Origin of the sequence: Streptomyces pristinaespiralis (assembly GCF_001278075.1) — a bacterium.
Classification (GTDB): domain Bacteria; phylum Actinomycetota; class Actinomycetes; order Streptomycetales; family Streptomycetaceae; genus Streptomyces; species Streptomyces pristinaespiralis.
Genome location: NZ_CP011340.1, coordinates 1,833,971 through 1,847,747, shown reverse-complemented (window position 1 = coordinate 1,847,747; position 13,777 = coordinate 1,833,971). Strand labels below are relative to the sequence as shown.

Annotated in this window: 10 protein-coding genes; 6 read left to right on the top strand and 4 right to left on the bottom strand. The window is 71.4% G+C overall.

Annotated elements, in window-relative coordinates:
- Positions 1-52 precede the first annotated feature (52 nt).
- Positions 53-1,051, bottom strand: a complete 999-nt coding sequence (ppk2, locus tag SPRI_RS07730; RefSeq protein ID WP_037773400.1) for a polyphosphate kinase 2 — start codon at positions 1,049-1,051, stop codon at positions 53-55.
- Positions 1,052-1,160: 109 nt separating this feature from the next.
- Here ppk2 and SPRI_RS07725 point away from each other — a divergent pair, with 109 nt between their 5' ends.
- The gene (locus tag SPRI_RS07725; RefSeq protein ID WP_053556793.1) at positions 1,161-2,288 is read left to right on the top strand and encodes a winged helix DNA-binding domain-containing protein; all 1,128 of its coding nucleotides are present in this window, start codon (positions 1,161-1,163) and stop codon (positions 2,286-2,288) included.
- Positions 2,289-2,864: 576 nt separating this feature from the next.
- On the opposite strand, the gene SPRI_RS07720 is transcribed toward SPRI_RS07725, so the two are convergent.
- Positions 2,865-3,686 (bottom strand): helix-turn-helix transcriptional regulator, encoded by an 822-nt coding sequence (locus SPRI_RS07720; protein ID WP_037776107.1) that lies wholly within the window; start codon positions 3,684-3,686, stop codon positions 2,865-2,867.
- Between the two features lie 144 nt (positions 3,687-3,830).
- Here SPRI_RS07720 and SPRI_RS07715 point away from each other — a divergent pair, with 144 nt between their 5' ends.
- The 3 genes from SPRI_RS07715 (at position 3,831) to SPRI_RS07705 (ending at position 7,905) form a co-directional block, all read left to right on the top strand.
- Positions 3,831-5,507, top strand: a complete 1,677-nt coding sequence (locus SPRI_RS07715; RefSeq protein WP_053556792.1) for an AMP-binding protein — start codon at positions 3,831-3,833, stop codon at positions 5,505-5,507.
- Positions 5,504-7,111, top strand: a complete 1,608-nt coding sequence (locus tag SPRI_RS07710; protein WP_005310128.1) for an AMP-binding protein — start codon at positions 5,504-5,506, stop codon at positions 7,109-7,111. The genes SPRI_RS07715 and SPRI_RS07710 overlap by 4 nt, the downstream gene beginning before the upstream one ends.
- Positions 7,112-7,275: 164 nt before the next feature.
- Positions 7,276-7,905: an NADPH-dependent F420 reductase gene (locus SPRI_RS07705; protein WP_037773398.1), complete on the top strand. Its 630-nt coding sequence runs from the start codon at positions 7,276-7,278 to the stop codon at positions 7,903-7,905.
- Between the two features lie 111 nt (positions 7,906-8,016).
- On the opposite strand, the gene SPRI_RS07700 is transcribed toward SPRI_RS07705, so the two are convergent.
- The gene (locus SPRI_RS07700; protein WP_005310124.1) at positions 8,017-8,748 is read right to left on the bottom strand and encodes a hypothetical protein; all 732 of its coding nucleotides are present in this window, start codon (positions 8,746-8,748) and stop codon (positions 8,017-8,019) included.
- Between the two features lie 256 nt (positions 8,749-9,004).
- On the opposite strand from SPRI_RS07700, the gene gcl reads away from it, so the two are divergent.
- Together gcl and SPRI_RS07690 are read left to right on the top strand one after the other, a co-directional pair.
- Positions 9,005-10,792 (top strand): glyoxylate carboligase, encoded by a 1,788-nt coding sequence (gene gcl / locus SPRI_RS07695; RefSeq protein ID WP_005310122.1) that lies wholly within the window; start codon positions 9,005-9,007, stop codon positions 10,790-10,792.
- Between the two features lie 81 nt (positions 10,793-10,873).
- Entirely contained in the window at positions 10,874-11,452 is a 579-nt protein-coding gene (locus tag SPRI_RS07690; RefSeq protein WP_053556791.1) for a YdeI/OmpD-associated family protein, read from the top strand.
- A 443-nt stretch (positions 11,453-11,895) separates the two neighbouring features.
- On the opposite strand, the gene SPRI_RS07685 is transcribed toward SPRI_RS07690, so the two are convergent.
- On the bottom strand, positions 11,896-13,353 hold the full coding sequence (locus SPRI_RS07685) for a catalase (RefSeq protein ID WP_005310120.1): 1,458 nt from the start codon (positions 13,351-13,353) through the stop codon (positions 11,896-11,898).
- Positions 13,354-13,777: the final 424 nt, after the last annotated feature.

Here is a 13,777-nt window from a genome sequence, read left to right as displayed (position 1 = left end):
CCGTGTCCGGCATCCCGCCGGGAGCTTCGCCCGTGCCCCGTACGCGAAGCGTTCAGCCTTCCACGCCGCCTCTGGAGCCGCCCCCGCCGGACGGGTGCTCGCCCGGCCCCTCCATGCGCCCGGCGAGCGGGGTCGGCGACAGGGACGAGCTCTCCTCACCCGGCTCCAGCAGCGTGTCGGCCGCTCCGACGATCAGCGGGTCGGGCCGTCCGATGGCCGCCGGGTCCTTGCGGTCGTAGTCCACGCGCCACAGCAGGCTGCGCATCGCCTCCAGGCGGCCACGGCGCTTGTCGTTGCTCTTGACCACCGTCCATGGCGCGTGCTCGGTGTCGGTGGCACGGAACATGTTGACCTTGGCGGTCGTGTAGTCGTCCCACAGGTCCAGCGACGCCAGGTCCGTGGGCGACAGTTTCCACTGGCGCACCGGATCCACCTGACGGATCGCGAAGCGGGTGCGCTGCTCCGCACGCGAGACCGAGAACCAGAACTTGACCAGGATGACCCCGTCCTCGACCATCATCTGCTCGAACTGCGGGCACTGGTGCAGGAACAGGTCGTACTGCGCCTTGGTGCAGAACCCCATGACCCGTTCCACACCGGCCCGGTTGTACCAGGAGCGGTCGAAGAACACGATCTCGCCCGCGGACGGCAGATGGGCCACGTAACGCTGGAAGTACCACTGCGTCGCTTCTCGTTCCGTCGGCTTCTCCAGTGCCACCACGCGCGCGCCGCGAGGATTCAGCCGCTCCGTGAACCGCTGGATCGTGCCGCCCTTCCCCGCCGCGTCGCGTCCCTCGCAGATCACGATGAGCCGCTGACCGGAGTCCTTGACCCAGCGCTGGAGCTTCAGCATCTCGATCTGCAGCACACGCTTCTGCCGCTCGTAATCGCGTCTGCGGATCTTGCGGTCGTACGGGTAGTTCTGCTGCCAGGTCTTGATCGGGAGGCCGTCCTCGTCCAGGAGGACCGGGCGCTCAGGCTGGCTCGCGTCCACGGTCATCCCGTCGAGCAGCGCCTGCCCGTCCGCGTCCCGCTCCGTCGCGTCACCCATGACTGCCACCTGCCCGGTCTGCCGCCGATCACGTATCCATCATGGTCCCATCCGGCACCTTTCGCCGTTGAGGACAGCAGCTGTCCGCAAGCCTCGGTAGCGTGCGGGCATGGCTTCGAAAACCGCGACCCACCCCGTTCTCGGCACCCGCGCACTCAACCGCGCCACCCTCGCCCGGCAGCTCCTGCTGCGGCGCGCTCCGCGGGCCGAGATGCCCGTCGCGGCGGCCGTCGCGCACCTCGTCGGGCTCCAGGCGCAGAACGTGAAGCCGCCCTACTACGCGCTCGACGCCCGGCTGGAGGCGTTCGACCCGCGGGAGCTCTCCACGCTGATGGAATCCCGCGAGGTGGCGCGGCTGGTGACCATGCGGTCCACCATCCACACGCACACCGCCGACGACTGCCTGCGGCTGCGGCCCCTCGTCCAGCCGGCCAGGGACCGCGAGCTGGCACAGTTCCGCGCCGGGCTGACCGGCGTCGACCTCCAGCGGCTCGCCGGCCTCGCGCGCGAACTCGTCGAGGAGGAGCCGCGGACGATGAAGGAACTGCGGGAAGCGCTGCTCGCGCACTGGCCGGACGCCGATCCGTTCGCGCTGTCGGTGGCCGCCCGGTGCTCGCTCCCGCTGGTGCAGGTCACCCCGCGGGGACTGTGGGGCAGGAGCGGCCAGGTGCGGCTCACCACCGCCGAGCGGTGGTTCGGCAGGCCGTCGGAGCCCGAGCCGGACGCGGAGGACGCCGTCCGGCGCTACCTCGCCGCCTTCGGTCCCGCCTCCGTCAAGGACTTCCAGACCTGGTCCGGGCTGACGCGTACGCGCGAGGTCTTCGAACGGCTGCGGCCCGGTCTCGACGTGTTCCAGGACGAGCGAGGTGTGGAACTCTTCGACCTCCCCGACGCGTCCCGGCCCGACGCCGACACCCCGGCGCCGGCCCGTCTGCTGCCCGAGTTCGACAACCTGCTGCTCTCGCACGCGGACCGGAGCCGGGTCGTGCCCCCGCAGCACAAGGCGCTCACCTGGCGGGGCAACCAGGCGTACTGCACCTTCCTCCTCGACGGCTTCCTCGCCGGGATCTGGCGACTGGAGGAGACCGGTGACACGGCGACGGTGACGCTCCAGCCGTTCGACACGCCGACGAAGGCGCAGCGCGAGGAACTGGCGGGTGAGGCGGAGCGGATGCTGCGGGCGATGCGGGTGGGGCAGGCGCACGAGGTGCGGTTCGGGCAGGTGCGGGCGGCGTGACGCCTGACGGCGGGCTGTTCCCCTACCCGCCCCTTCCCGAAACCGGGGCAAGCCCCGGACCCCGCGCCGCGCTCCGCGCGGTGCGCTCGAGCTGCCGCTACGGCCGGGCGGGTTGGATAGTGCGGCCTCGCCGGCGTTCGAGGCGCGGGGTCCGGTGGGGGTCCCCCATGCCGCCAGGCGGAGGCGAGGAGTCCCGAGACACCGCGCGGAGCGCGGGCGCCGGGTCCGCCGCGGACCCTGTACCGCCCTGCGGGCGCCGGGTCCGCCTGACGGCGGGCTGTTCCCCTACGCCCTTCCCGAAACCGGGGCAAGCCCCGGACCCCGTGCCGTGCTCCGCGCGGTGCGCTCGATCTCCCCCTACGGCCGGGCGGTCGTGGGGGGTGCCCCAGGCGGCTGGACACTCCAGCCTCGCCGGCGTTTGAGGCGCGGGGCTGGTGGTGCCGCACGCCGCCAGGCGTAGGGGCAGGAGCCCCGAAACACCGCGCGGAGCGCGGTAGCGGGGCCGGGGTCTGTCCCCCCGGGGCCGGGAAGTGGGCCCCAAGGGCCGCCGGGCCGTAGGGGCGGACGGGTCGGCCGTCACGGCAGGAGGCCGGCCCTTCGCGCGGCCACCACCGCCTCAAGACGCGTCCGCGCCCCCAGCTTCCGCATCGCCGACCGCAGGTACGCCTTCACCGTCTCCGGCCGCAGGCCCAGGCGTTCCGCCGCCGTCGCGTTCGTCGCGCCGGAGGCCACGCAGCCGAGCACGTCCAGTTCCCGGGGCGTCAGCGAGACCCCGCCGTTCGTCGGCGCCGGCGTGCTCGGGCCCGGGGCCAGCCGGGCGCAGGCGGCGAGGAGTTCCTCGCGCAGGGCCCGGTCCGTGATGCGCGGCGCCAGGGCGCGGAGTTCGCCGTGGACCTCGCGGACGGTCTCCCAGTCGCGCCGACCCACGGCGTCGCCCGTGGCCGGCGGGCCCGTCATCGCGAGCAGCTGCCGCATCTCGTCGCGGACGACCAGGGCCTGTTCCACGTCGCGTGCCGCGGCCACCGCCGCGTCGAGGACGCGGTCGCCGAGCACGAGCGGCCGGCGCAGCGCCCCGTACAGCAGGCCCCGTACGCGGCGGCGCACCACGACGGGGACGGCGACGACCGACCGCAGCCCTTCTGAGGCCACCGCAGCGTCGTACTCGTGGCTGATGTGCCGCGCCGCCGGGTAGTCGGTCACCGCGCACGGCCTGGCCAGGGCCATCGACTTGCCGCCGAGGCCGTTGCCCGCGCAGATGGCGAGCCCGCGCAGCGCGCCGGTCGCGGCGCCGTTCAGCTCGGCGATGCGCAGCTGCTGCTGCCGGCCGTCGGTGAGCAGGCCGCCGAACGCGACGGGTAGCCCCGTCGTCCGTCGCAGCCGGAGCAGCGCCGCCCGCATCTCGGCCGCTTCGCCGGTTCCTGTCACGCGCGCTTCCTCCCTCCGGTGCCCCGACCCCGGGGACGACACCCCCGTACGGGGGTAGTGAGACTTGGGTCACCGATTACACGATGTGGACGGCCGGTCCCGCAACGAGGAGGACACATGACGTCTGGCAGCGCGACGGAGAGGTTCCGTGCCGCACGGGACTTCCTGCTGGAGCACCGGGAGGACTACGTACGCGCGTACGAGGGCTTCGAGTGGCCCCGCCTCGAGCACTTCAACTGGGCGCTGGACTGGTTCGACGTCATCGCGGAGGGCAACGACAGGCCGGCTCTGCGGATCGTCGAGGAGGACGGGACGAACAGCCGGGTCTCGTTCGCCGAGATGTCGGCCCGGTCCGACCGGGCGGCGAACTGGATGCGCGCCCAGGGGGTGCGGGCCGGTGACCGGATCCTCGTCATGCTCGGCAACCAGGTCGAGCTGTGGGAGACCGCGCTCGCCGCGATGAAGCTGCGCGCCGTGATGATCCCGGCGACGCCGCTGCTCGGCCCGGCCGACCTGCGCGACCGGATCGAACGCGGCCGGGTGCGGCACGTCGTGGTGCGCCCGGAGGACACCGGCAAGTTCGACGACGTCCCCGGCGACTACAGCCGGATCGTGGTCGGTGGCGAGCGCCCCGGCTGGCTGCCCTACAGCGGCGTGCACGAGAGCCCGCGGGAGTTCGTGCCCGACGGTCCCACCCGCGCGGACGAGACGCTGATGCTGTACTTCACCTCCGGCACCACCGCCCGGCCGAAGCTCGTCGAGCACACCCATGTGTCGTACCCGGTCGGGCACCTGGCGACCATGTACTGGATCGGCCTCGAGCCCGGCGACGTGCACCTGAACATCTCCTCGCCCGGGTGGGCCAAGCACGCCTGGTCGAACCTGTTCGCGCCGTGGAACGCGGAGGCGACGGTCTTCATCCACAACTACACACGCTTCGACCCGGGCCGGCTGATGGCCGAGATGGACCGCGAGGGGATCACCAGCTTCTGTGCTCCTCCGACGGTCTGGCGGATGCTCATCCAGGCCGACCTCAGCCGGCTGCGGAAGCCGCCGCGGGAGGTCGTCGCCGCGGGTGAGCCGCTCAACCCCGAGGTCATCGAGACGGTGCGGCGCGAGTGGGGCGTGACCATCCGGGACGGCTTCGGCCAGACCGAGACGGCCGTGCAGGTCTCCAACAGCCCCGGCCAGCTCCTCAAGGCGGGCTCGATGGGCCGGCCCAGCCCCGGCTACAAGGTCGAGCTCCTCGACCCGGTCACCGGTGAACCGGGCGCCGCGGAGGGCGAGATCGCACTGGACCTGTCCGCACGGCCGGTGGGCCTGATGACCGGGTACCACGGCGACGAGGAACGCACCGCGGAGGTGATGGCCGGCGGCCACTACCGTACGGGCGACATCGGCTCCCGCGACGCCGACGGCTACATCACCTACGTGGGCCGGTCGGACGACGTCTTCAAGGCCTCCGACTACAAGATCAGCCCCTTCGAGCTGGAGAGCGCGCTGCTGGAGCACGAGGCGGTGGCGGAGGCCGCGGTGGTGCCCGCCCCCGACCCGGTGCGCCTCGCCGTCCCGAAGGCGTACGTCGTCCTCGCGGAGGGCTGGGAGCCCGGGCCCGGCACGGCGAAGCTGATCTTCGAGCACTCGCGCGCCGTGCTCGCCCCGTACAAGCGCATCCGCAGGCTGGAGTTCGCCGAACTGCCGAAGACCGTGTCCGGGAAGATCCGCCGGATCGAACTGAGGGAGCGCACGGCCCAGGGCTCCGCCGCCGAGTACACAGAAGGCAACCTGCGATGACACTCTCGTACGCACACGGCGTCAGCGGTACCCCGCTGCTCGGCGAGACGATCGGCGGCAACCTGGCGCGCACCGCCGCCGCGCACCCCGGCAGGGAGGCGCTGGTCGACGTGGCGGCCGGCGCCCGCTGGACCTACGCCGAACTCGACGCCGCCGTCGACCTACTGGCGCGCGGGCTCCTCGGCTCTGGGGTCGGCAAGGGCGACCGGGTCGGGATCTGGGCGGTCAACTGCGCGGAGTGGGTGCTGGTCCAGTACGCCACCGCACGCATCGGCGCAATCATGGTGAACATCAACCCGGCGTACCGCGCGCACGAGCTCGAGTACGTGCTGAACCAGGCCGGGGTGTCGCTGCTGGTCGCCTCGCAGACGCACAAGACCAGCGACTACCGCGCCATGGTGGACGCGGTGCGCCCCAAGTGCCCGCAGCTGCGCGCCGTCCACTACATCGCCGACAGTTCGTGGGACGTGCTGCTGGAGGCGGCCACCGGCGTCACGGACGAACAACTCCGGGACACCCAGGCGCAGTTGTCGTGCGACGACCCGGTCAACATCCAGTACACGTCCGGCACGACCGGCTTCCCGAAGGGCGCCACCCTCTCCCACCACAACATCCTCAACAACGGTTACTTCGTCGGCGAGATGATCGCCTACACCGAGCAGGACCGGGTCTGCATCCCCGTGCCCTTCTACCACTGCTTCGGCATGGTCATGGGGAACCTGGCCGCCACCTCCCACGGCGCCTGCATGGTGATCCCGGCACCGTCCTTCGACCCGGCGGCCACCCTGCGCGCCGTGCAGCAGGAGCGCTGCACCTCGCTGTACGGCGTGCCGACGATGTTCATCGCCGAGCTGAACCTGCCCGGCTTCGCCTCCTACGACCTGTCGACCCTGCGCACCGGCATCATGGCGGGCTCGCCGTGTCCGGTGGAGGTGATGAAACGGGTCGTCGCCGAGATGAACATGGCCGAGGTGTCGATCTGTTACGGCATGACGGAGACGTCGCCCGTCTCCACGCAGACCCGGCGCGACGACGACCTGGAACGCCGCACGGGCACCGTCGGCCGCGTCATGCCGCACATCGAGGTGAAGATCGTCGATCCGGTCAGCGGCGTGACCCTGCCGCGCGGCGAGGCGGGTGAGCTGTGCACCCGCGGCTACAGCGTGATGCTCGGCTACTGGGACGAGCCGGAGAAGACCGCGGAGTCGGTCGACGCAGGCCGCTGGATGCACACCGGCGACCTCGCCGTCATGCGCGAGGACGGCTACGTCCAGATCGTCGGCCGCATCAAGGACATGATCATCAGGGGCGGCGAGAACGTGTATCCCCGGGAGATCGAGGAGTTCCTGTACGCGCACCCGAAGATCGCGGACGTGCAGGTGGTCGGCGTGCCGGACGAGCGGTACGGCGAGGAGATCCTCGCCTGTGTGATCCCGCGCGACCCGGCGGACGCCCCGACGCTGGAGGAGATCACCGAGTTCTGCCGCGAGCAGCTGGCCCACTACAAGATCCCGCGCCGCCTGGAGGTCCTCGCGGACTTCCCGATGACGGTGAGCGGCAAGGTCCGCAAGGTGGAACTGCGGCGCCGCTTCGGGGACGGCTGAGAGGGCTGAGCATCGGACCCGGCCGGGTCGGCCGCACCGGATCCGGGCCGGGTCGGTCGCACGGGTCCGGCCCGGACACGGTGGTGGTCCTACGTCGTGAGGACCGTCCCGTCCGGGCCCTCCGCCCGATCCGGCCGGGTCGGCGGCGCCGTTAGCGTCGCACCATGCGAATCGGAATCCTTGGCACAGGAAACGTTGCCCGAGCACTGGCGGGAGGCTGGTCCGGCGCGGGACACGAGGTGGTCCTCGGGTCGCGTCGGCCGCAGGACAGGAAGGAAACCGGGCTCACCGTCGTGGGTCTCGACGAGGCGGTCACCCACGCGGAGGTGGTGGTCAACGCGACGCCGGGGACCGTGTCCCTGGACCTGCTCGCCGGGATCGGAGCGCCCGCCCTGACCGGAAAGACGCTGATCGACGTCGGGGTCGGACTCTCCGACGACTACACGGAACTCTCCCACCCCAACAGCAGTCTCGGTGAGCAGATCCAGGCGGCCTTCCCCGGGACGGCGGTGGTCAAGACGCTGTGCACCATGGACTCCACCGTGATGGTGGACCCCGGCGGCCTGGACGGCCCGAGCACCGTCTTCCTGTCCGGTGAGAGCACCGCGGCCAAGCAGCTCACCGGCCGGCTCCTCGGTGACCTCGGGTGGCCGTACTCCTCCCTGATGGACATCGGCGGCATCACCACGGCGCGGGGGCAGGAGCACTTCGCGCTGCTCTTCATGGGCATCGCCGCCGGCGTGGGGGGCCACATGTTCAACATCAACGTCGTCACGCCGTCGCACCCGCGGTGAGCCGCCCCGGTCGCTGACCGGACCGGCGGGGAACGGGGGAGAAGCGGGGAGGCAAGGGGGAGAGGCCGGGGGAGAAGCGGGGGAAGGCGCCGGCATCGCCGGCGCGGTGCGTCACACGCCGGTGGAGACCAGCTCGTCCGCGGGGGCGTTGATCGGCTGGGGGCAGCCGGTGAGGTCCATGACGAAGAGCGGGACGCCGAGCTGGTCCGCGCGGGCGCGGGCGTCGTCCGCGTAGCCCGCGAGGGAGAAGAAGACGCTCGCGGAGGACGAGTTGAGGCCGTTCAGCCACAGGCATTCGACGGCGCGCAGGTTCGCCGGTCTGGTCGTGGGGTCGACCTGGGCGACGATGCCGGGGCCCCTGAGGTCGATGCCGGACACGGGCCGGACCTCGGGCTGGATCACGTCGCGGAAGCCCAGCCATCTGAGGTAGAGGGCCGCGGCGGTGACCGCGTCGCGCGCGGTGCGGATCGTCACCGGCCGGAAGGAGGGCCGGGCGGCGACGGCCGTGCGCGGCAGCGGTATGTGCCAGGGGCGCCGGAGACGGCTCGGCCCCTCGACGGGGGCGGACGGCGAGCGTGTGCCGACGGGCCGGACCGGGACCCGAAGGACCGTGCCGCAGGGGCAGCCCAGCTCGGGCTGGGGCCACTGGTCCTGGCGGTCGCACTCGGGGCAGCGGACCGTCACCCAGTCGTCGGTCCAGGTGCGGTGCGTGATGGGTTCCGGCCGGGCCGCGCGCAGCAGGGGCGCCGCGAGCGGGGCACCGCACGGGCACGGGTAGACGGGTGCCGCGAAGAGGTGGTCGCGTCGGCAGACCGGGCAGCGCACCGGCACGCTCTCGGTCATCGCGGCCCCTCTTCCTCTCCTCGGCTGCCCCCATCGTCCATCAACCGCGCCGCGTTGGCGAGGTACTTCGCCGACTCCGCGGGCCCGCGGCCGTCGTGATGGACGTCCCTTGACGTGGCCCGGAGTGCGCCCCTACATTGCTTCCGTATAGCAAAACTGAACTTCCACTATGCGGAATAGCTGCTCTCAGGTGGCGCGACAGAGCCCTGTTCCGACCGTTCCGACCAGATCCGACAGGCCGAAGCAGGAGCACCCCATGCCTCGAATGACCGCCGCCCGCGCGGCAGTTGAGATCCTCAAGCGTGAAGGCGTCACCCACGCGTTCGGCGTGCCGGGCGCAGCGATCAACCCCTTCTACAAGGCCCTCCAGGCAGGCGGCGGCATCGAGCACACGCTGGCCCGCCATGTCGAGGGCGCGTCCCACATGGCCGAGGGCTACACCCGGACCGCCCCGGGCAACATCGGCGTCTGCATCGGCACCTCCGGCCCCGCCGGCACGGACATGATCACCGGCCTGTACTCGGCGATCGGCGACTCCGTCCCGATCCTGTGCATCACCGGCCAGGCGCCCACCTCCGTGATCCACAAGGAGGACTTCCAGGCCGTCGACATCGCCTCGATCGCGGCGCCGGTCACCAAGGCCGCCACGACCGTGCTGGAGGCCGGGCAGGTCCCCGGAGTGTTCCAGCAGGCCTTCCACCTGATGCGCTCCGGCCGTCCCGGCCCGGTCCTGATCGACCTGCCGATCGACGTCCAGCTCACCGAGATCGACTTCGACCCGGAGACGTACGAGCCGCTGGCGGTCCACAAGCCGGCGGCGACCCGGGCCCAGATCGAGAAGGCCATCGGCTTCCTGCTGGAGTCCGAGCGTCCGCTGATCGTCGCCGGCGGCGGCATCATCAACGCCGACGCCTCCGAGCTGCTCGTCGAGTTCGCGGAGATCACCGGCACGCCCGTCATCCCCACCCTGATGGGCTGGGGCACCATCCCGGACGACCACGAGCTGAACGCCGGCATGGTCGGTCTCCAGACGTCGCACCGCTACGGCAACGCGAACTTCCTCGAGTCCGACTTCGTCCTCGGCATCGGCAACCGCTGGGCCAACCGCCACACCGGCTACAAGCTCGACGTCTACACCAAGGGCCGTAAGTTCGTCCACGTCGACATCGAGCCCACCCAGATCGGCAAGATCTTCGCCCCCGACTACGGCATCGCCTCCGACGCGAAGGCCGCCCTGGAGCTCTTCGTCGAGGTCGCGAAGGAGCTCGAGGCCGCCGGCCGGCTGCCCGACCGCCGGGCGTGGGTCGACGCCACCAACGAGCGCAAGGCGACGCTCCAGCGGCGTACGCACTTCGACAACGTGCCGCTCAAGCCGCAGCGCGTGTACGAGGAGATGAACCGCGCGTTCGGCCCCGAGACGCGGTACGTCACCACCATCGGTCTCTCGCAGATCGCGGGCGCCCAGATGCTGCACGTCTACCGGCCGCGCCACTGGATCAACTGCGGTCAGGCCGGCCCGCTCGGCTGGACGATCCCCGCCGCACTCGGTGTCGCCAAGGCCGACCCGGAGGCCTCCGTCGTCGCCCTGTCCGGCGACTACGACTTCCAGTTCATGCTGGAGGAGCTGGCCGTCGGCGCGCAGCACCGCATCCCGTACGTCCACGTCCTGGTGAACAACTCCTACCTGGGCCTGATCCGTCAGGCGCAGGCCGGCCTGGACATCAACTTCCAGGTCAACCTGGAGTTCGAGAACATCAACTCCCCGGAGATCGGCGTCTACGGCGTCGACCACGTCAAGGTCGTCGAGGGCCTCGGCTGCAAGGCGATCCGTGTCACCGAGCCGGACCAATTGCTGCCGGCATTCGAGGAGGCGAAGAAGCTCGCCGCCGAGTACCGGGTCCCGGTCGTGGTCGAAGCGATCCTGGAGCGCGTCACCAACATCGCGATGAGCAAGACCGCGGACATCAGTGACGTCACCGAGTTCGAGGAGATCGCCACCGAGCCGGGCCACGCCCCGACCGCGATCAGGCCGCTGAAGGTCTGATCCCGCCGCACGTGCCCGAAGGGCCCGGTCCGCGACCTGCGGACCGGGCCCTTCCGGCATCTCCCGCGCTAGCGTGGGCGGATGGAAACGCTCGACGGACTGCCGTTGCTCGCCTTCGCCGGCCTGCCGGAGCTCGAGGCATGGCTGGAGAACAACCACGCGACCGCGCCCGGCCTGTGGGTGGAGCTCGCGAAGAAGGGGTCGGGGGTGCCTTCGCCGAGCGCGGGCGACGTCAACGACGCGGCTCTCTGCTTCGGTTGGATCACCGGCCTGCGGCGCTCCCGGGACGACGTCCGCTACCTCCAGAAGATCACCCCGCGCCGGCCGCGGAGCACCTGGTCGCAGGTGAACGTCAAGCGGGTCGCGGAGCTGTCGGCCGCCGGCCGTATGCGTGAGCCGGGACTCGCGGAGGTCGCGGCGGCCCGGGCTGACGGCCGCTGGGAGGCCGCGTACGCCTCGCAGCGCGACGCGGAGGTGCCGCCCGACCTGGAGGCCGCCCTGAACGAGAATCCGGAGGCGCGGAAGGCCTTCGAAGGCCTCGGCAGGACGGAGCGGTACCAGGTGGTCCTCGGCCTGCTGAAGGCCAGGACGGACCGTACACGCAAGGCCCGTCTGGAGCGGACGGTCGCCGCCCTCGCCTCCGGCGGCACGGTGCGCTGAACCGGAACGCGGACAAGGGCCCCGAGGCGGAGCAGGGTCCGAACGCCGAGCAGGGCCCGGACGCGGACCAGGGCCCGGCCGCTGTGCGATGGCCGGACCCTGATCTCGGGCGCGCGGCACGGGACCGTACCGGACCGTGCACCCTGTCTGTGAAGTTGATAGCGCAGTTGGTACCGCCCGACGGTGCGAGGCTGGCGCGACAGGACGTTCGCGCCGCCGGGCGGGGCCTTGGGGGTGGAAGGGGGGACCGCGGCGGGGCGATCGGCTGCACGGAGCGCGTTCTTCAGGTCAGAACGGGTCCGGGAGCCTTCACCACCGCACTGGCATCGCACGCCGCCGCGGTCCTCGCTTCAGCCCGCTTCACGCACCACCCCTCATCCGGGCTCGTGAAGCGGGCTCACGCCCGGGGCCGACCTCCCGTCGGTCCCGGGCGCGGTCTTGGGTCAGTCCTCGCGCAGGGCGCGGACCGCCTCCTCCACACGCTTGCCGTACTCGGGGTCGGCGGCGTGGAAGTGGGCCAGGTTCTTCTCGATCACGTCGTCACGCGTGACCTGGGAGAGGCCGCCCGCGATGTTGGCCACGAGCCGGCCCTTCTCCTCGTCGGACATCAGGCGGTACAGCTCGCCCGCCTGGAAGAAGTCGTCGTCCTTGGTGTGCGCGGGCGCCTCGTGGGTGCCGGTCCAGCCGTGGACGGCCAGCGGCGCGGAGAGCGCCGCGTCGCTCTGGGCGGGCCCGGAGTAGGAGTTGGGCTCGTAGTTCTTGTCGTGGCGCGAGCCGTTGCGGGTCGCCATCAGGCCGTCACGGCCGTAGTTGTCCGCCACGGTGGCCTTCGGGGCGTTCACCGGAAGCTGGGTGTGGTTGACGCCGAGGCGGTAGCGGTGGGCGTCCGCGTAGGCGAACAGCCGGCCCTGGAGCATCTTGTCCGGGGACGGGCCGATGCCGGGGACGAAGTTGTTCGGCGAGAACGCGGCCTGCTCGACCTCGGCGAAGACGTTGTCCGGGTTGCGGTCGAGGACCAGGCGGCCGACGCGCTGCAGGGGGTAGTCGGCGTGCGGCCACACCTTGGTGAGGTCGAACGGGTTGAAGCGGTAGTCGGCCGCCTCCGCCGCCGGCATGACCTGCACGTACAGCGTCCAGGACGGGTTCACGCCGCGCTCGATGGCCTGGAGCAGGTCCGTCTGGTGCGAGTTGGCGTCCTTGCCGACCAGTTCGGCGGCCTGCTCGGAGGAGAGCGAGCGTACGCCCTGGTTGGTCTTGAAGTGGTACTTCACGAAGAAGGCCTCGCCCGCCTCGTTGGTCCACTGGTAGGTGTGCGAGCCGTAACCGTTCATGTGGCGGTACGAGGCGGGGATGCCGCGGTCGCCCATCAGCCAGGTCACCTGGTGCGTCGCCTCGGGGGCGTGCGCCCAGAAGTCCCAGACGTTGTCCGGCTCCTGACGGCCCGTGAACGGGTCCCGCTTCTGGGAGTGGATGAAGTCGGGGAACTTGATCGGGTCCTTGATGAAGAACACCGGGGTGTTGTTGCCGACGAGGTCGTAGTTGCCCTCTTCGGTGTAGAACTTCACGGCGAAGCCGCGGGGGTCGCGGACCGCGTCCGCGCCGCCGAGGGAGTCGGCGACGGTGGAGAAGCGCAGGAAGGTCTCCGTGCGCTTGCCCACCTGGGAGAGGAAGTCCGCCTTCGTCCAGCCGGTGACGTCGTCGGTCACCTCGAAGTACCCGTACGCGCCGGAGCCGCGGGCGTGCACCACGCGCTCCGGGATGCGCTCACGGTTGAAGCGCGCGAGCTTCTCCAGCAGGTGCTGGTCCTGGAGGAGCAGGGGGCCACCGACGCCGGCGGTGGCGGAGTTCTGGTTGTCGGCGACGGGGGCGCCGGACTCGGTCGTAAGCACGCGCTTCGACATCGTGACCTTCCGTACGGGAGCTGCACTGGGACGGTTCGAGGAGCGTAAATACGAGCCGAACGAAACGTCAACAGTTTGTTGAAAACGAAGGGAGGGGTTCCGGTCGGTGCCGGCGCCTGGGCGCGACAGGACAGGTGTCAGCGCCAACACCGACCGGGGTATATGGGGCCGTGCTCGGCCTGGGCAGGGGCCTCGGGGGTTGCTGCCCGGTGGGTGGCCGGTCACGGGGTGGGCCGCTTTCGCGGGGCCGTGGTGGGCCTGGGCAGGGGCCCCGGAGGGGTCCCCGTGGGTGACCTGAGCAGGGGTGAGTCGTGCTCACGCGTGGTGAGCCGGGGCGGGGCCTCGGAGGTTGCTGTCCGTGGGCGTGGAGCCTGGCCGGGGGTAGGGCGGTGTGCCTGCCCCCGGCGCCCGTGGTCGGGGCGGC